This is a genomic window from Pseudomonas sp. 5C2, assembly GCF_034314155.1.
Taxonomy (GTDB): domain Bacteria; phylum Pseudomonadota; class Gammaproteobacteria; order Pseudomonadales; family Pseudomonadaceae; genus Aquipseudomonas.
Window position 1 is genome coordinate 1,919,235 of record NZ_JAVIWH010000003.1, and the last position, 16,852, is coordinate 1,936,086.

At 56.5% G+C, this 16,852-nt stretch carries 18 protein-coding genes, 1 other RNA gene and 2 pseudogenes; 7 read left to right on the forward strand and 14 right to left on the reverse strand.

Annotated features, from left to right (window positions below):
* Positions 1-1,686, forward strand: a complete 1,686-nt coding sequence (locus tag RGU44_RS23365) for a methyl-accepting chemotaxis protein (protein WP_322278496.1) — start codon at positions 1-3, stop codon at positions 1,684-1,686.
* Between the two features lie 99 nt (positions 1,687-1,785).
* On the opposite strand, the gene RGU44_RS23370 is transcribed toward RGU44_RS23365, so the two are convergent.
* From RGU44_RS23370 to RGU44_RS23380, 3 genes are all read right to left on the reverse strand, one after another.
* The gene (locus RGU44_RS23370) at positions 1,786-2,058 is read right to left on the reverse strand and encodes a hypothetical protein (RefSeq protein WP_322278231.1); all 273 of its coding nucleotides are present in this window, start codon (positions 2,056-2,058) and stop codon (positions 1,786-1,788) included.
* A 117-nt stretch (positions 2,059-2,175) separates the two neighbouring features.
* Positions 2,176-2,472, reverse strand: coding sequence for a DUF2845 domain-containing protein (locus tag RGU44_RS23375; protein ID WP_322278234.1), 297 nt, complete (start codon positions 2,470-2,472; stop codon positions 2,176-2,178).
* An 8-nt stretch (positions 2,473-2,480) separates the two neighbouring features.
* Entirely contained in the window at positions 2,481-3,125 is a 645-nt protein-coding gene (locus RGU44_RS23380; protein ID WP_322278236.1) for a metalloregulator ArsR/SmtB family transcription factor, read from the reverse strand.
* 98 nt (positions 3,126-3,223) lie between these two features.
* On the opposite strand from RGU44_RS23380, the gene RGU44_RS23385 reads away from it, so the two are divergent.
* Positions 3,224-4,636, forward strand: coding sequence for an MFS transporter (locus RGU44_RS23385; protein ID WP_322278238.1), 1,413 nt, complete (start codon positions 3,224-3,226; stop codon positions 4,634-4,636).
* 533 nt (positions 4,637-5,169) lie between these two features.
* On the opposite strand, the gene RGU44_RS23390 is transcribed toward RGU44_RS23385, so the two are convergent.
* The 6 genes from RGU44_RS23390 to RGU44_RS23415 all read right to left on the reverse strand — a co-directional run bounded on the left by RGU44_RS23390 (position 5,170) and on the right by RGU44_RS23415 (position 10,974).
* Positions 5,170-6,660 (reverse strand): histidine ammonia-lyase, encoded by a 1,491-nt coding sequence (locus RGU44_RS23390; RefSeq protein ID WP_322278240.1) that lies wholly within the window; start codon positions 6,658-6,660, stop codon positions 5,170-5,172.
* A 124-nt stretch (positions 6,661-6,784) separates the two neighbouring features.
* Positions 6,785-7,576, reverse strand: coding sequence for an ABC transporter ATP-binding protein (locus RGU44_RS23395; protein WP_322278242.1), 792 nt, complete (start codon positions 7,574-7,576; stop codon positions 6,785-6,787).
* Positions 7,573-8,331, reverse strand: a complete 759-nt coding sequence (locus RGU44_RS23400; RefSeq protein ID WP_322278245.1) for an ABC transporter permease — start codon at positions 8,329-8,331, stop codon at positions 7,573-7,575. Before RGU44_RS23400 ends, RGU44_RS23395 begins: the two co-directional genes overlap by 4 nt.
* Before the next feature lie 16 nt (positions 8,332-8,347).
* On the reverse strand, positions 8,348-9,070 hold the full coding sequence (locus RGU44_RS23405) for an ABC transporter permease (RefSeq protein ID WP_322278247.1): 723 nt from the start codon (positions 9,068-9,070) through the stop codon (positions 8,348-8,350).
* A 159-nt stretch (positions 9,071-9,229) separates the two neighbouring features.
* Positions 9,230-9,988, reverse strand: coding sequence for a transporter substrate-binding domain-containing protein (locus tag RGU44_RS23410; protein ID WP_407074634.1), 759 nt, complete (start codon positions 9,986-9,988; stop codon positions 9,230-9,232).
* Between the two features lie 197 nt (positions 9,989-10,185).
* Positions 10,186-10,974 (reverse strand): 2OG-Fe(II) oxygenase, encoded by a 789-nt coding sequence (locus tag RGU44_RS23415; protein ID WP_322278251.1) that lies wholly within the window; start codon positions 10,972-10,974, stop codon positions 10,186-10,188.
* A gap of 106 nt (positions 10,975-11,080) precedes the next feature.
* On the opposite strand from RGU44_RS23415, the gene RGU44_RS23420 reads away from it, so the two are divergent.
* Entirely contained in the window at positions 11,081-11,977 is an 897-nt protein-coding gene (locus RGU44_RS23420) for a LysR substrate-binding domain-containing protein (RefSeq protein WP_322278253.1), read from the forward strand.
* Positions 11,978-12,083: 106 nt separating this feature from the next.
* Here RGU44_RS23420 and RGU44_RS23425 read toward each other — a convergent pair whose 3' ends face one another.
* On the reverse strand, positions 12,084-13,007 hold the full coding sequence (locus RGU44_RS23425; protein WP_322278255.1) for a LysR family transcriptional regulator: 924 nt from the start codon (positions 13,005-13,007) through the stop codon (positions 12,084-12,086).
* Here RGU44_RS23425 and RGU44_RS23430 point away from each other — a divergent pair.
* The 4 genes and pseudogenes from RGU44_RS23430 to RGU44_RS25220 form a co-directional block, all read left to right on the forward strand.
* Positions 12,987-13,325, forward strand: a complete 339-nt coding sequence (locus RGU44_RS23430) for a hypothetical protein (protein ID WP_322278257.1) — start codon at positions 12,987-12,989, stop codon at positions 13,323-13,325. The genes RGU44_RS23425 and RGU44_RS23430 overlap by 21 nt on opposite strands.
* Complete coding sequence (locus tag RGU44_RS23435; protein WP_322278259.1) at positions 13,301-14,419, forward strand: S-(hydroxymethyl)glutathione dehydrogenase/class III alcohol dehydrogenase; 1,119 nt, start codon at positions 13,301-13,303, stop codon at positions 14,417-14,419. The genes RGU44_RS23430 and RGU44_RS23435 overlap by 25 nt, the downstream gene beginning before the upstream one ends.
* 91 nt (positions 14,420-14,510) lie before the next feature.
* Positions 14,511-14,894 (forward strand): VOC family protein, encoded by a 384-nt coding sequence (locus RGU44_RS23440; RefSeq protein ID WP_322278261.1) that lies wholly within the window; start codon positions 14,511-14,513, stop codon positions 14,892-14,894.
* Between the two features lie 165 nt (positions 14,895-15,059).
* Positions 15,060-15,236 (forward strand): annotated as a pseudogene (locus tag RGU44_RS25220) (MFS transporter); the annotation flags it as partial.
* Here the strand turns inward: RGU44_RS25220 and RGU44_RS25225 are convergent.
* From RGU44_RS25225 to RGU44_RS23455, 4 genes and pseudogenes are all read right to left on the reverse strand, one after another.
* Positions 15,202-15,534: a phage integrase central domain-containing protein gene (locus tag RGU44_RS25225; protein WP_416194658.1), complete on the reverse strand. Its 333-nt coding sequence runs from the start codon at positions 15,532-15,534 to the stop codon at positions 15,202-15,204. The pseudogene RGU44_RS25220 and the gene RGU44_RS25225 overlap by 35 nt on opposite strands.
* 63 nt (positions 15,535-15,597) lie before the next feature.
* Positions 15,598-15,857, reverse strand: a pseudogene (locus tag RGU44_RS25230) (integrase arm-type DNA-binding domain-containing protein); the annotation flags it as partial.
* Between the two features lie 143 nt (positions 15,858-16,000).
* Positions 16,001-16,394: a transfer-messenger RNA gene (ssrA, locus tag RGU44_RS23450) on the reverse strand.
* Positions 16,395-16,512: 118 nt separating this feature from the next.
* Complete coding sequence (locus RGU44_RS23455) at positions 16,513-16,782, reverse strand: hypothetical protein (protein WP_219063857.1); 270 nt, start codon at positions 16,780-16,782, stop codon at positions 16,513-16,515.
* Between the last annotated feature and the right edge of the window lie 70 nt (positions 16,783-16,852).

Genomic DNA, 16,852 nt, shown 5'->3' on the forward strand with positions numbered 1-16,852 from the left:
ATACTCACTAATTTGCGGTTGAGAAGTAAGCTGTTGCTGCTAACGCTGGTGCCCATTTGTGCGCTGGCTTTTATCGTTTGCGCGATCGTCGTCCAGGCGTTGCAGACGCTGGCGGATCAACAAGAAACCCAGACCCGCGAGCGTCTGATTGAAGATCATCGCGTCGAAATAAAGCAATATGTAGAGTTGGCGATGAATGCCATCGCACCTATTTATGACCGGTCGGATAATAACGACATAACGGCGCGTGACGAGGCAGTCACCCTACTGAAGCGTTTAAACTACGGTAAAAGTGGTTATTTCTGGGGATATGACAGTCATGCTGTGCGTATTTTTCAAGGCAACACCAATGATAAAATTGGTCAAAGTTTCTATGAGTTCAAAGATCCCAATGGCGTGTATGCAATTCGCGAGTTGGTGAGTGCGGGGCGAGACAATAGTCACTATGTCAGCTACAGTTTTCTCTTGGGTGATAGCAATGTGTTAGTGCCGAAAGTGGGGTACTCCCTGTCCCTCCCCAAGTGGGACATGGTCATCGGCACGTCCGTCAATCTTGATGATGTAGAGGTGCAAGTAAAAGCCGCGCGCAGTAAATTTGATACCAGCGTTCACAACCTCTTGATGGTGATGATCGGCTCTGCGGTGGGTCTACTTGTCTTCATGGCGGTGCTGGCCGTCATGATGAGCAGCACCTTGCTCAAGCCACTGTTACGGATTAAACGCAATCTGGACGATATGGCTTCTGGCGAGGGCGATTTGACTCAGCGCTTGCTGGTGACAAGCCAGGATGAGCTGGGGGAACTGGCCAACTCCTTTAACCTGTTCGTTGCAAAGATTCATGTGTTGGTACAACAGGTCGCGGGCACTACCGGCAAACTCTCCACGCTCGTCACGGCCGTGACCAATCAGGCGCATCGTTCCGAGCAGGCGATCAGTGCTCAGCGCCATGAAACTGACCAGGTCGCCACAGCCATCAATGAAATGTCCGCTGCCGCCCATGAAGTTGCTCACAGCGCTCAGCAAGCTGCCGACGCAGCGAGCGAGACTGACAAGGAAGGGCAGACGGCCAAGCAAGTCGTGGATAAAAGTATCGCCCAAATCCATCAGTTGGTGACCGAGGTTCGAGGCTCCAGCGATACCATGGAAACATTACGTCAGGATGTGCAGAGCATCGTGAGCGTTCTGGACGTGATCCGTTCGATTGCCGAGCAGACCAATTTGTTGGCGCTCAACGCGGCGATCGAAGCGGCGCGAGCGGGTGAAGCGGGACGTGGCTTCGCGGTGGTTGCTGATGAAGTACGCGCCTTGGCAAGCAGGACCCAGCACAGCACGGGTGAAATCCAGGTAATGATTGATCGTTTGCAAACGGCCACCAGCAAAGCTGTTGCGGCCATGCAGCATGCCAGTCAGATGGGAGAGGACACTCAGGAGCACTCCAATCTTGCCGGTACGTCGCTGGACGCCATGGCCCAGTTGATCACAACGATTAACTCGATGAATGCCCAAATTGCCAGTGCTGCGGAAGAGCAGACCGCAGTCGCTGAGGAGATCAATCGTAGCGTTCACCAGATAGCTGTCGCCGTGGACAGTGTCGCAATCGACGCTGTAGAAGGCGCGCAGACAGCCCGCGAGCTGAGTAGTCTGGGTGCTCAACTGCAAGGGTTGGTGGGGCAGTTCAAAGTTTAAGCAAGGGGAGCAACAACAAGCGGCCAGTTGCCGTGTCGAGCCCCATCACCTGCCGCCTGGAGCGGAGTTGATGAGGCTCGCCGCGACTTACCTGTCGCCTTAATGGCTCTGGGCTTTTTGCAGTGCCTGGGTCGTTAGAGAAATGCATTCTCGCGCGCCTTCATCGTTGTTCCTGGCGAGGGCTGCTTCGGCTCTATGGATGGTGGTCTCGACATCGCCCTTCAGTTGCTCGTTCAATTGGGGATTGCTCACCAGAGCGTCTCTGACTTTTTGCAGGTTTATCTGGCACAGGCTGCTTTCGTTCCCGGCAAACACCGGGGCCACCAATAGTGCAGTGGTAAGGAACAATCCAGTCATTACTACGCGCTTCATGGACATCTCCTTGAGCATGGGGGCTCGGCGGACGCGGCGTAATCTGCGTGGGTCGCCGGGATTGGATACAGGCTCTGATCCATTGGACCGAAGCGCATCGATTATAGCGATACGCAATTATTTCCGCTTGAACTCAATCCCTACCAGTTTGCCATCTATGAATTTAAGGTATCGGTAACCACCGTTGGCAGGTCCATAGACCCAATGTTCAACGGTCACAGATCCTTGCTTTGGATATCCGTTCTCGCCGATGACGGGGTTGATCACGCTGGACTCCGACGGTTTGCCGCACTTTTCGATGACCTCTGAGGTGGTCTCTCCTCCGGAAACGATGCCGCTACCACAACGCATCGACCCTTGTGCGCTTGCGCTCAGCGTTAGCAGCAGACTTATGATTAAGTATCGATTGATCATAGAAAGCGTCACGTCGTGGTCATTCGAATGCAGGCAATGCGGTAGACGCAGCGTCGTGCGGCGCTGAGTAGATGCTCTTCCCGGATAACCGTCGCGCCCTGTCCGGCGATTTCCTGAAACAGCTGCAACTCGGAACGGCAGAAGCCTTGGCATGTGCGGGCGGCTGCACAAATCGGGCAGTGGTCTTCAATCAGCAACCAATCCTTGCCGTCGCGCTCGACGCGCGCCATATACCCTTCCTGTGTGCGAATCATCGCTAACTGCTCCAGTCGCTCCTGCAAGGAGTCGCCAGTACAGACCTGTTGATAGCTCGCTCGCGCTTCCACTTCGCGTTGCGCAATCAAGCGATCCAGACCTTCGTCCCCAAAAATCTGGCGCACCGAACCAATCAACTGCACGGTCAATTGGGCATGCGTATCAGGGAAGCGGCCGTTACCGGCCTCGGTGAGCACCCAGTTCTGGTGGGGGCGACCGACGCCGGATGCTGCTTCCAGTCGACCTTCGATCAAGCCCGCTGCTACCAGCTTTTGCACCTGCTGACGCGCCGCCTCGGCAGTCATGTCCAGGGCTTTGGCAATGGCTGCGTTTGAAACGGAGCCCTTGGTTTTGATGAAGAACAGGATGCGATCCGACGTTGGCAGTGAATCCGACATATCAAAGCTTTCACTTGTGTAATTCAATGTAGCCACCTAATATCCAAGCCAATGCTTGGATATTAGGCGTTGGTTGTCCACTTGTCGAGGGAATGAGAATGCACACAGATTCACTGACTGTCACCGCTTGGGGTGACTTGCTGCGAGGCAGAAATGGTGTGCTGGCGCTGGCACTGATGGGGGGCGTGGCGCTGCATGCGATCAACGTACACATTGTCACTACGGTGTTGCCATCAGTGGTGCAGGACATTGGAGGACTCGACTGGTACGCCTGGAACACCACGCTCTTCGTGGTGGCCTCCATTGTCGGTGCGGCGCTGTCTGTCTGGCTGCTGGCGGTGCTGGGTCAACGGGGAGCCTGTGTTGCGGCGCTGGCGGTGTTCGCCGTGGGGTCGGCCGGTTGCGCACTCGCCACTTCAATGCCCTGGATGCTGGCAGGTCGCAGCGTGCAGGGTCTTGGTGGCGGCACCCTGGCGGCGCTCAGTTATGCGTTGATTCGGGTCGTGTTCGAGCCGCGGCTATGGCCACGGGCTGTGGCACTGGTCTCTGGTATGTGGGGGGTGGCCACGCTATGCGGACCGGCATTGGGCGGGCTGTTCGCCGAGTCGGGACATTGGCGCTGGGCGTTCTGGACGCTGTTGCCGGTGGCGCTGTTGCAAGGAATGCTGGTGATCGGGCAATTGCGCCCGATGGATGAGCGGGAATCCTCCGTGGATAGCACGCCTCGTATTCCTTTCATGCAGATCGGGCTGCTGGCAACCTCCGTGCTGGCCATCGCTGCGGGCAGCTTGTCGGCAGCCCTGATTTGGCAGTGCCTTGGTGTCGTCGCTGGTCTGGCCTTGGGTATGAGTGCCGTCGTGTGTGATCGGCGTGCCACGGTGCGCTTGCTGCCTGTCGGCGCGACCGCTATCGGCACGCCGCTGGGCGCTGTCTATGCGAGCGTGGCCCTGCTGTTGATCGGTACCACGACGGAAATCTTCGTGCCCTATTTCCTGCAGAAACTGCAGGGTCTGACACCGCTGGCGGCAGGCTATCTGACTGCGGCGATGGCGGCTGGCTGGAGCATGGCGTCGCTGTTTTCGTCAGGCCACGGCGGTGTTACTGCAACGCGTCTATTGCGCGCCGGTCCAATGCTTTGTGCCGCCAGCTTACTGGTGCTGGCAATACTGATGCCGGCGGTCGACGACCTGCCTGCAGGTATACGCACACTTTTCTGCGGTCTGGCGCTGGCCGGTTTGGGTGCGGGGGTCGGCATTTGCTGGCCTCATCTGCTGACCCGCGTTTTGACCCTGGCGCCACCCGGTGAAGGCGGCATGGCGTCTGCCGCAATCACCACGGTTCAACTGTACGGCATGGCCATGGGCGCGGCTGTCGCAGGATTGGTTGCGAATGCGGCAGGGCTCGGCGGGCAGGACGGCATCGCGGGCACGCAGTCGGCTGCCGTGTGGTTGTTTGCCAGTTTCGCTTTGGCACCGGTGTTGGCCATGCTGCTGGCTCGTCGGATAGGTTAGCGCGTCGACAGGCATGGAAGGTTCGAGCTCCGTTGCGAGCCGTTGTAGAAAAAGGACCTGCTGCATCACGCCATCACGCCATCACTTGGAAGCTTGCAAAACGTCGACCCTCCCAGAGTTTCTACAGGCAGTCATCGCCATTGGGTTGCAGGTACTTATGGATGCAACCGATCAGTTCGGCAAGATTGCCAAATTCCCTGACGATCATTTCAACTCGGTTTTTGCGGCGATGAATCAGAAGTGGAGTAGCGTCTTAGACAAACGCGTGGAGCGCTAAAGTCCCCTCGATGGCTGCTTCACAGGAAAGTATGGGAATCTGGGCCAGCGCCCCAAACGGGTACGAATCGCGTCATAAAAAAGCGTCGACATTACTGCCGGCGCTTAGAAGCTACGATGCCATTAGGATGTATTTATACATCGCAAGGACTTGATGCATAAAACCTTGTGCTGCCTAGGTTTTCTGGTTGCTCACTAAAAACTATGTATCGCTAGGGTATAAGTCGTTTACGTTGGGCTCTCGGTGACTCAGCACATCATCGGGACAGTGAGCCACTGCGCAAACTATCTAGCTGAGGTTCTTTTCGAACCAGGCGAGCGGCGCTTTCGATATCAGGCGCGAGCCAGCGATCTTCATCATAAGGTGGAACCTGCTCGCGCAGGAGGCGCCAGGCAGAACCGGTGCCGACCCCGAAGCGCTGTTCCTTGAGAAATTCGAATGCCTGGGCTGCCAGAAGGTATTCGATAGCGAGAACCTGGGTCGTATTGTCGATGACTTTGAGCAGTTTAAGGGCTGCTCCGGTACCAAGACTGAGGTGGTCTTCCTGCAGGGCAGAGGTCACAAAGTTATCGACCACTGCTGGCTGTGCCAGATGGCGATTTTCTCCGACCAAGGAGGCTGCCACGTACTGCGCGATCATCATTCCCGAGTTAACTCCGGGTTGACTGACCAGGAACGCTGGCAATCCGCTGACCAAGGGGTTGATCAAACGATCCAGGCGGCGTTCGGCAACTCCCGCGAGTTCAGCGACCGCGATGCATAGTAGATCGGCAGCCATTGCCAGGGACTCGCCATGGGGGTTGGATTGAGACAGAACGCGATAATTTTCAGGTGTACCCATTACCAGAGGATTGTCGGTGGCCGAAGCCAGTTCAGCATTGATCTGCCGCTCGGCGTGAATCAATTGATCGCGGCATGCGCCATGAATCTGAGGAATCGAGCGAATACTCATGGCATCCTGCGTTCGAATACCTCGGCTGCTGGCAATGACTTCGCTTCCCGCCAGTAACGCGCGCAGGTTGGCACCGACTCGCTGGATACCGGGGTGGGGTTTGAGCGCCAGGACCACTTCATCGAAGGCATCAATCTGACCTCTCAGTGCCTCGAAGCTCATTACGCCGATGATGTCTGCCCATTCGGCCAGATTGAAGGCATCGGCTAGTCCCAAACAGGCCAGGCCGGTCATGCAGGGAGTGCCGTTGACCAAGCTGAGGCCGTCTTTGGCGCGCAGCTCCAGCGGCGCCATGCCCACTTCGCGCAACGCTTGCATCGCCAGCATTGGCCGACCTTGCCACATCACTTCGCCGAAGCCCAGTAAGGCGACACCAATGTGCGCCATGTGCGTCAAATAGCCAACAGAGCCTTGTGACGGCACGCTTGGCGTGATGTCCAGATTGAGTAGCGCAATCAGCGCTTCTACCACGCTGCGGCTGATACCTGAGTGACCATGCGCATAGTTGTTAACAGCTGCGCACATGATGGCCCGGGTTTGCTCGACCGTTAGTGGTGCGCCGACACCACACGCGTGGCTCAGCAGGGTGTTTCGAGACAGCTGCGCCAGTTGCGGACCTTGCAGCATAACGTCGCTTAGAGCGCCCAAACCGGTGCTGATACCGTAAGCCCGCTCACCCTGTGCCACAATGTGGTCGACGATGGCGCGAGCGTTGTCGATTCTTGCCCAGGTCGAGTCGCAGAGGTGCAATTTGGCACCCTGTCGTGCGACCTTGACGATCTCTCTCCACGTCAACGGGGTGTCGGCAAGAGTAACGCTATGGAGGTTTCAGTTGTGAGGTCGGCGGTCAGGTGCAGAGGTGATAAGGCGTCCTCTGATACTGGACTCATATCGATGTCACCTGCAGGGGCGGTTCTAGTCATTCTGCGCTCCTCAACTGATGGCTGGCCACGAATTGACGAAAACGCTCGGTGGGCAAGCCTTCGAACAGCTCCGCTGGAGTGCCTTGAGCATCGATACGGCCGCCCTGCATGAAGACCACTCGATTGGATACGTGCCGGGCAAAACCCATCTCGTGGGTGACTACCAACATGGTGCGGCCTTCTTCCGCAAGCGAGCGCATGACTTTGAGTACCTCACCGACCAACTCGGGGTCCAGTGCTGAAGTGGGTTCATCAAATAGCATGACCTGTGGATTCATCGCCAAGGCCCGGGCAATCGCAACCCGTTGTTGCTGGCCGCCGGATAGATGGGCAGGGTAGTAATCACGTCGATCGTACAGTCCTACCTTCTGCAATAAGTGTTCTGCCTCTTCAATGCATTCGGCATAAGAGCGTTTGAGAACCCGCATTGGCCCCTCTATAACGTTCTCTATTACGGTCCTGTGCGACCACAAGTTGAAGCTTTGAAACACCATGCCGAGACGACTGCGTATCTGCTCAACCTGGCGTGTATTACTCGGTACTTGGCGTCCGTCACGCAGGCGCTTCATTTCGATGGTTTCGCCATTGAGGCTGATACTGCCCTCATCGGGTGTTTCGAGCAGATTGATGCAGCGCAAAAATGTACTTTTTCCGGAGCCGCTTGCACCGAGAATCGACACGACGTCGCCCTTATGGGCTTTCAGGGATATTCCCTTGAGCACATGCGCTTGCCCATAAGATTTCTGGATATTGGTAACCGACAGGGCGGCCGTTGACTGACTATTCATAGTGAGCTCCGCAGGGATTTCGGATTGCTGCTGGCGTCGAGGTTGGCTTTCGTCGGCACGTACGCTGGCCGCTCACGCAAGTGCGGAGTCAAGCGATGCTCGAACCAACCGATGGCGCGCACGATGATGTAGTTGAGCACCAGGTAGATCAGTGCGGCACAGGCGAACACTTCCATCGTGCGGTAGGTCCGCTGGATGATCTGTTGAGCGATACCGGTGACATCCCAGACGGTTATCAGGCTGGCAAGTGCTGTGGCCTTGAGCATCAGGATGGCTTCCGTGGAGTAGGCCGGCAGCACCTGGCGCAAGGTGATCGGGGCGATGACCCGGCGCAATAACTCCCAGCGCGACATGCCGATGGCTTGCCCGGCCTCGATCTGACCATAGGGAATACTGAGCAGTCCGCCACGGATGATTTCGGCGGTATAGCCTGCTGTGCACAGCGCCAGCGAGACGACTGCGCAGCCGTAGGACGAACGCAGAACAACCCAGGCGACGCTATCGCGGACCGCTGGGAATTGACCCAGCCCGTAATAGATCAGGTACATCTGAATGATCAGCGGCGTGCCGCGAAAAATCATGATGTAGCAGCGTGCCGGATAGCTCAGTAGTGGCCAACGGCAAACGCGCATGCTGACAATGGCGAATGACAACAATAGCCCCAGTGACAGCGAGCTGAAGAATAAAGTCAGCGTGGTGGGCAGCGCCGCCAGCAACTTGAGTAGCGTATCGAGCAAAAATGCGAAGTCGATCATTCGAGGCTCACCTGTCTCAGTGTTGGATAGGACTGTGGCGCTGCGTACGACGCACGCGAGCCTCGGCGATATTGAATATTCGCCCCGACAACCCGGTCAGCAGCAGATAGCCGATGCCTCCGATGATATAAAAGGTGAAATATTGGCGAGTAGAGCCGGCGGCCATCAGGCTGGCGCGCATCAGTTCGATCAAGCCGATGACGGATATCAGTGCGGAGTCTTTCAGGGTCATCTGCCAGACGTTGCCCAAGCCAGGGAGCGCGTAGCGCAATATTTGCGGGATCAACACGCGCCTGAAACGCATTGCGCGGCCCATGCCAATGGCCAGTGCCGCTTCCAGTTCACCGCGGGGGACTGCGAGGAATGCGCCACGATAGACTTCGGCCTGATAAGAGCCCGAAAGCAGGCCGACCGCGAGCGCGCCGACCGCAAAAGGCGGCATGTCGATATAACCTGTGGCGCCGAACCAGTGACCGACGGCAGACACTACCGTGGCACCGCCAAAGTAGAACAAGTAAATCACCAGTAGCTCGGGAACGCCTCTGAACAGCACCGAGTACGAGTCACCTAACAATCGCAGGCTACGTCGATGTGACAGTTTGGCCGCTGCCACCAGGCTGCCGAATACGGCACCGACCAGCAACGACACCAGTGTCAGTGACAGCGTCATGCCTGCGGCTTTCAACAACGTGAAGCCCCAGCCGGTGTCACCGAAACTGAGCATCTGCAAGGTATCCATAACTGTATCCTTTTATCGAAACGCTCATCGTTGACCCTTAGCCAATGGGCTAGGCTCGCAACGACGGGTCAAGGAGTTATTGGGCCGGCATTGAATTACCGCGTATCCGCAAGCGCGGGAGCAATTCTCTATTACCATTACCGGCCCGATGTCAGTCTTTTATGGCGTGATGTCAGCCTTGAACCATTTTTCGGAGAGTTTCTTCACCGTGCCGTCCGCCAACGCAGCACTCAACGCCTCGTTGAATTTCGCTTTCAACTCAGGTGTGTCTTGACGAAAGCCAAGTGCCTCGCCCGGACCCCAGATAGTGCCGCCGATCCTGGGCCCGACCATGGATAGCGATTTGTTCTCGGGCTGGTCGAGTACGGAGCTGAAAAAGGTCACGTCATCGAAGGAGAAATCGATGCGCCCGGCCTGCAGATCCAGCACATGCTCATCGGACTTTTTGTACTCACGAATGGTCGCGATGTCCTTGAAGTTGGTTTCGACAAATTGGGTATACGCCGTGCCGGAGGCAATGCCGATAGTTTTACCCTTGAGTAAGATCCGCATCTTGTCGATATAGGGTTTGTCCACCTTGGCATCCCCGGTTAACTTGACTATCTCCCCGGCTACACCTGCTTGGGCGATCAGTTTCGGGTCGCTTGCAGCCAGTACACCCTGGGTTGCGGCGTAGGGCCGAGAGAAGGTAATGACTTTCTCGCGCTCGGGGGTGATCACAATGGCATCCATGATGAGGTCGAACTTGCCGGCTTGCAGACTAGGGATCATCCCATCCCAATCCTGGGCGAGCAGGGTGCATTGAAGCTTGATGCGTGCACATAGATCTGCCATCAACTCAGGTTCGAAGCCGCCGATGGCGCCACCTGGAAGCGTCATGTTCCAAGGTTGGTAAGCGGCTTCGGTGGCGATGGTCACAGAGGTCCACTCTTTAGCCTCGGATGCTGATGCGCAGAGCCAAGCAGCGCCGATCAGGGCGTACTTCGCCAGTTTTGCTGAGTTTTTTATTTTTGTTGTTTTCATAAATGCTCCGCATTGCAGTGAGCGATAGATGGCATAGGTAATGGCTTGCGGTGTGGACCGCGAAGCCGTTGTTGCTTACCAGGGGAAACTAATCAAGACGCGCGCCCGTAAAATCCGATGCTTTCCTCATCGCTGAACATTACGCCTGTGTTCTCGTAATAGGAGAAGATGGCGATCATGCGTTCCTTCGACCCTTGTACGGGTGTCACGCGGTGCAACGAGTTCACACCACGAAATACGTTTAAGGTTCCGGCCTCAAGTGTAAGGGTTTTAACGTCGGGGTCACGTCCGTCGAGCACGGCCGCAATGCCTTCGTAGTTGGGGTTCTCTGCCGTACGCAGATTGCTCCGGTATTGGAACTTGCCGCCGTCGAGTGGCTCCTGCAGCAGTAATGTGGTGGTGAATTCACACCGATCGAAGTGCCAGTTCAACGCTTCACCTTCGCGATAGCTCATGACATTGGCGCGTGCCAGAGGGTCCTCCATTACATGCAGGGTTGGCTTGCCCATGACTGCGGCGATAAAGCGCAGCAGAGGTGGATATTCATAGATGGCCAGCACTGTACTCTGCACGATTTGATCGGCGCACAGCGTGTGGTTGGTTGATTCGACCTCGCGCAGCGCTGGGTGCTTGGGGTCGAGTCCCTTGAAGTCGGGCTGGAAATAAATGTTGTGTCGGCGCTTGTGAGCATGCGACTGGCTGTCCATGACTGGTTTGATTTCCGCTGTGGCCTTTTTCAAGGCTTGCGGTTTCATCAACTGGTTCAGATTGAACATGCCCGTGGTTTGCATCTCGACAGCGGCACGGTCGACTGCGGCCTGCCATTGTGGGCTGCCTTCTTGGTCCAGTGGATAGCGCTCGAGATCTAGAATGTCTTTCATCAGTACCTCCCCCGTGAGTGAAGTACGAAATTACCCCCTGAAAAACTTTCCAACAACGGCATAAATTGTTAGCGTTTCCTTAGAAAATCTTTCGAAGGAGTTCGATATGAACCGGCTTCCACCGCTCAATGCAGTTAAAACTTTCGAAGTTGCCGCGCGGATGGGCAGCTTCGTATTAGCGGCCGCGGAGTTGGGCGTATCCTCCGCGGCCGTTAGCCAGCAAGTCAGGCATCTTGAAGACTTCCTCGGGCGCAAACTCTTCGTGCGAGCCGGCAACCGCCTCACCCTGACGGATGCCGGGCATGCCATCTATCCGCAGGCCTCCCGGGCGCTGAGCGATATAGCCGCCATGACAACGCGGATTCTCGAGGGGGACTTGCATGCGCGGCGGCTGGTTGTCAGCGTTCCGTATTCCCTCGCCGAATCCTGGCTCGCGCCGAAGTTGCCAGCGCTGCTGGAGTTCTATCCGCAGCTGTCGATCGATATCCGCGTGGAAGATGACCCAGTGGATCTCGCGCGCCATGATATTGACCTTAGAGTTAGTTATGGGGATTACCACTATCCTGGCCTGGAAGTGATACCTCTGGTGCATGACGAAGTGATCCCGGTCTGTTCTCCCGAGTTCTGGCATACCCATGGCAACCAGGAATTCGACCTCGCGCAAATCCAGCAGAACCTATTCATTCATACTCACTGGGGGATCAACTATGCGTCCCATCCGACCTGGCGCGATTGGTTTTCCCAGGTGGGAAGTAGCCACTATCCTGACCCGAAACAAGGTCGACGTAGCGGATTATCCAGTCTGTCGATTTCACTGGCGCGCCTGGGCCTGGGTATCGCACTGGGGCAAAAGCTTATGGCGCGCAGTGATCTGGAGTCTGGACAACTGATCGCCTTGTCATCGGTGTCACTACGACTGGGTCATCCTTACTGCTCCTTTGTGCCCATCGCCAAGACCGGCCGTGCCGATATCAAGCGGATGCTGGCACTGTTGAGGAAATAACGACTACGGCCAAATAGTTTTTGACAGTTGCGCGAGGTGACGCCATGTGTGGTCAGGTTGAGCCCACCAGAGTTGTTGGTTGGGCGAGCGCAATCTTTAGGCTGTGTTAGGGCAAGTCCTGAAAGTTTTCAGCGTTTCTCTGCGTAGTCATCCAGCTAGTCAGTTCTGTAACCATCTGATTCACCTCGCTGCCCTCCGGCTCCGCGGGCCTGACAATGGCATTCCAGGCAATATCGAGCCCGTCATTAAGGGCCGCCCAGGCAAGCTCACCTCGCTCCAGGCTGGGTGTCACCAGATCACGCTGCAAGATGCTGAGGCCGTAGCCGGAGCGCACCAGCTCGATAATGGCTTCGATCACCTCCACCGTGATCATGCGACGCGGCAGAACACCGGCCGGGGCAAAGAAACGGTCGTATTCCCAGCCTTTGGATCGCTCGGTCGAATAGGTGACCAGGTTATAGGTCTTGAAATCTTCAGCGTGAATAGTGTGCCTTCCGGCCAAGGGATGATCTGTCGCCATGATGGCGATCAGCTCGTCACGAAACAGTGGGAGTTTAGCGACGCTACTTGGCACCATCCCATCGTCAATGATCGAGACATCCAGCTTGCCTTGAATCAAGCTGGTGTAAATTTCGTCGCGATGCACCATGACCAGCGTGATTTCGATATCGGGACGCAGTGCGGCGTAATGCTTGATGAATTTCGGAATCCAGCGGAAGGGGCCATAGGAAGTGACCCCCAGCCGTACGAAGGCGGATACGCCGCCAGCCATGGAACTAGCATCGGCCTCCGCCTCGTTCAGAATCGCTGTGATATCTCTTGCCGCCCGCTCCAGTCGCACGCCGGCGGGACTCAGTCGCAACTTGCCTCCCGCGCGCTCCGTCAGCTTCACACCCAAGCGCCGTTCCGCCTCACGGATACGATGACTGACCGCCGAAGGCGTCACCCATAACCGCTCGGCAACCGCCGTTATCGAATCGACTTCCGACAGGCACTGCAGCATTACCAGATGATCCAAACTGAGTTTCATGGACAGAACCTGAAAAAAATTCACAAAAAAGCCAAGAATAATGAGCGTGACTTGGAATTTGGTCGGGCGCAATCTGTTTTCGGCAATAGCCACTGGAGGGCTACAGATGACCGCGCTTACCCCGCTGGCACCGAAACGTTCAGCGGACGGGTTGATCGGCAGTGCGACCCGATCACCGCGCACGTCATCGTCGCCATGGCGGAGCAGGTGCTTGCCTTGCAGCGCGCAATGATTCGCTTCAGTGAGATGCACATGGCTTATATCAATCCGCAGAAAGAACAGGAATTTAGATCATGCTCAAATCGCGCGCCGCTGTAGCTTTCGCTGCCAACCAACCATTACAGATTGTTGAGGTGGATGTCGCGCCGCCACAGGTCGGTGAGGTGCTGGTGCGTATCGTCGCCACTGGCGTTTGTCACACCGATGCCTACACCCTGTCTGGGGCTGATCCAGAAGGCATTTTCCCAAGTATTCTCGGTCATGAGGGGGGTGGTATCGTCGTCGCAGTGGGGCCTGGCGTCACCTCGCTCGAGGTCGGCGACCATGTGATTCCGCTGTACACAGCCGAATGTCGTGAGTGCAAGTTTTGTAAATCCGGCAAAACCAACCTCTGTCAGGCGGTTCGCAGTACTCAGGGGCGCGGCGTGATGCCCGATGGCACTAGCCGTTTCTCCTATCAGGGGCAGCCAATTTATCACTACATGGGCTGCTCGACTTTTTCCGAGTACACCGTGCTGCCAGAGATTTCCTTGGCCAAGATTCCTAAGGACGCCCCGCTGGAAAAGGTCTGCCTACTCGGCTGCGGCGTCACCACCGGCATCGGTGCGGTGCTCAATACCGCCAAAGTCGAGGAGGGCGCTACGGTGGCGATCTTCGGTTTGGGGGGCATCGGTCTGGCGGCGATCATTGGCGCGAGCATGGCCAAGGCCGGACGAATCATCGTGGTCGACATCAATCCGGCCAAGTTCGAGATCGCCAGGCAGCTGGGCGCCACCGACTTCGTCAATCCGAAGGATTACGACAGGCCGGTTCAGGAAGTCATTGTCGAGATGACCGATGGAGGCGTCGACTACTCCTTCGAGTGCGTCGGCAACGTGCAGTTGATGCGCGCCGCCCTGGAAAGCTGCCACAAGGGCTGGGGTGAGTCGGTAATCATCGGCGTCGCCGGTGCTGGTCAGGAAATCAGCACCCGGCCATTCCAACTGGTGACCGGTCGCGTATGGCGTGGCTCGGCCTTCGGTGGCGTAAAAGGTCGTACCGAGCTGCCGAGCTATGTGGAAAAGGCGCAGAAGGGCGAGATCCCGCTGGATACCTTTATCACCCACAATTTGCCGTTGGAAGAGATCAATAAGGCCTTCGAGTTAATGCACGAAGGTAAGAGCATCCGCACCGTTATTCACTTCGATCGTTGAGTCAATAAGCACAACGGATAACTGTCGGGGTAACCCTCCCTGACGGAGCTGCAACACCCACCCCCCTCGTTTTACCTTAGAGAGATAATAAATGAGCATATTCACCCACGTTACAGTCGGCACCAACGACCTGAACAAAGCCCGTGCTTTCTACGACAGCGTATTGGGTAAGCTGGGCCACAAGCGTATCGCCGACCTGGCCGACAACGGCTCGATCTGGGGCGAGAGTGCACCATCCTTCTTCGTCCTTAAACCGGCCAACGGCGCTCCCGCCAGTGTGGGTAACGGTGTCACTGTCAGCTTCGAGGCGCAGAACCGAGCTGCAATAGATGCTTTTCACGCTGCCGCCCTGGCTGCCGGCGGTACCGACGAAGGCGCTCCAGGTACTCGCGACTGGGCACCAAACGCCTATGCCGCTTACACCCGCGACCTCGACGGCAACAAGCTGGCCGCTTACTGCTTCAAACCGGCCTAAGCGTTATGGCGAGGACTAAACAGGTCCTCGCCATATTTCCCCACCCGGCAGGTGCAGTCACCACGGTCTGGACAGGATGCAGGTTGGCGCTTCTTTGCAAGAGGGGAGATACAAGTGCTCAGGCTTGTAAAAGGTTTCAGTGCTTTGTATCTGGCCTCATTACTGATGCAGTTTGGCTCGTGCCTTCTCAGCACTTATCTGGCGCTGCGCCTGAGCGTTGAGGGTGTCAGTGAGTTCTGGGTCGGGGCTCTGATGGCGGTCAACTTCCTCGGATTGATTCTTGGCAGGGCGGTCGGCCACCGACTGATCAGGCGGCTCGGCCATATGCGTGCCTATGTTTCTTGGCAAAGATCATTCCCGAGTTCACGCCATAGGTCATGATCTCGTTGAGCCGTGGGGTCAGTCGCTTCACTGTCTCCAGACTGCCTTTGGTTTCTAGAGGGCGCAGCAGCTCGATGACCGTCGGGGCATTGATCTGCGAGATAGGTGTTGTTCCCAGCGATGGAAAAACATGCAGCGTGAGCGAGCGCCAGATGTCCTCGGCATAAGCCTGAGTTACAGAATCCTTTTTCAGTTCAAGCCAAGCAGACGCGACGTTCTCGAATGTGTGCTCGGTTGCCTGCCTTTTTGTCTGCTCCAACGCGCTACGTTGTTCTTTCGGGTCAATGCCCTGAGCGAGAAGTTCTCTGGCTTCGACCGTTTTCTTCCTGGCTTGAGCGAGCGAGAGTTCTGGGTAGGTGTCGAGGCCCATGTTGATACGGTTCTTGGTAACCGGTGCCGGTAGTTGAAGTTCCAGAGCGTAGAGCCATTGACCCTCACGCGCAGCTGTAAGCCGTCTCCATCGCTGAGGACGTAGTCCTTGTCTTTCGGTTTTACAGCTTTGAGTTGGCGATCAGAGAGGCGGGTGGCTTGGGCGCATATGAGGTATTCCACGACATCATTCGGTATTCCAAAAATTACCACTGAGGGGCTTGGAATACCATGTGGAATACCAGGTGATGTGGATTCTGTCGGACGTCCATGGACGTTGGTGGCTCTGAAACCCCTGTATTCACTGGATTTCAGGCACAAAAAAAGACGCCCGTGGACGTCTTTTTTTGTGGATTTGGTGGAGCCGGGGGGATTTGAACCCCCGTCCGCCAGTACTCCGCTTTCGGGACTACATGCTTAGCCGTGTCTATTAAGTTAACCCTCAGCGGCCCGACGGGCAGGGTGCATTGGGCGAGCTGTGTAATTTTTAGCCGATTCGTCCACAACATACTGCACGGCGATTCTGTTCTATATGACAATCACTTCGGGTTTACAGACATCCCCTAGTGATTGCTGGCGCCGAAGCGACCAGGAGGGAAGGGCTAAGGCTGCTTACGCAGCGAGAGCGTATTCCCCGTAGGTTTCGTCATTGGCAACTATAAGAAGTTGCAACAGTGGATTTACGAGTTCTGTTACCAACTCGGCATGCCCCTAGAGTTTCGCGACCGGCGTCGAATCCTAATCGGCCCCAATTACAACTGCTCTAGCAGTCAAGTGGTGAGTCTACCTCAATGCAGGGAGGACGTCGACTTTCTGTCAGGCGACGGGGTGAAACAGGCCAGCCCCAGGGCTGGCCTTGGCAATGCTTTTACCTGTCCTCACCCTTGTCGGCCTCTTCCAAGGCCTTTTCGGTCAGCTCGATGCATTTTTTATTGTCGCCAGCTGCTTTTGCGGCCATGGCTTCCTTTTGCGCTTCCTTGAGGTTCATCAGGGTGTCGTCGCCCATGTCGGTTGCGCCGGTGGTCAGGTCATCTTTGATCTGCTGCAGATTGGCGTCGCACAGATCATCAGCGGCAAATACCGGGGAAGCCAACAGGGCGGCGGTGAGGAACAATCCAGTGAGTGCAGTGCGCTTCATGTGTGTCTCCTTAGCCTGTGGACTCGGGGATGGACGGTCTATGAGTCCGATGGCCCGAGCGCTGTGGTAA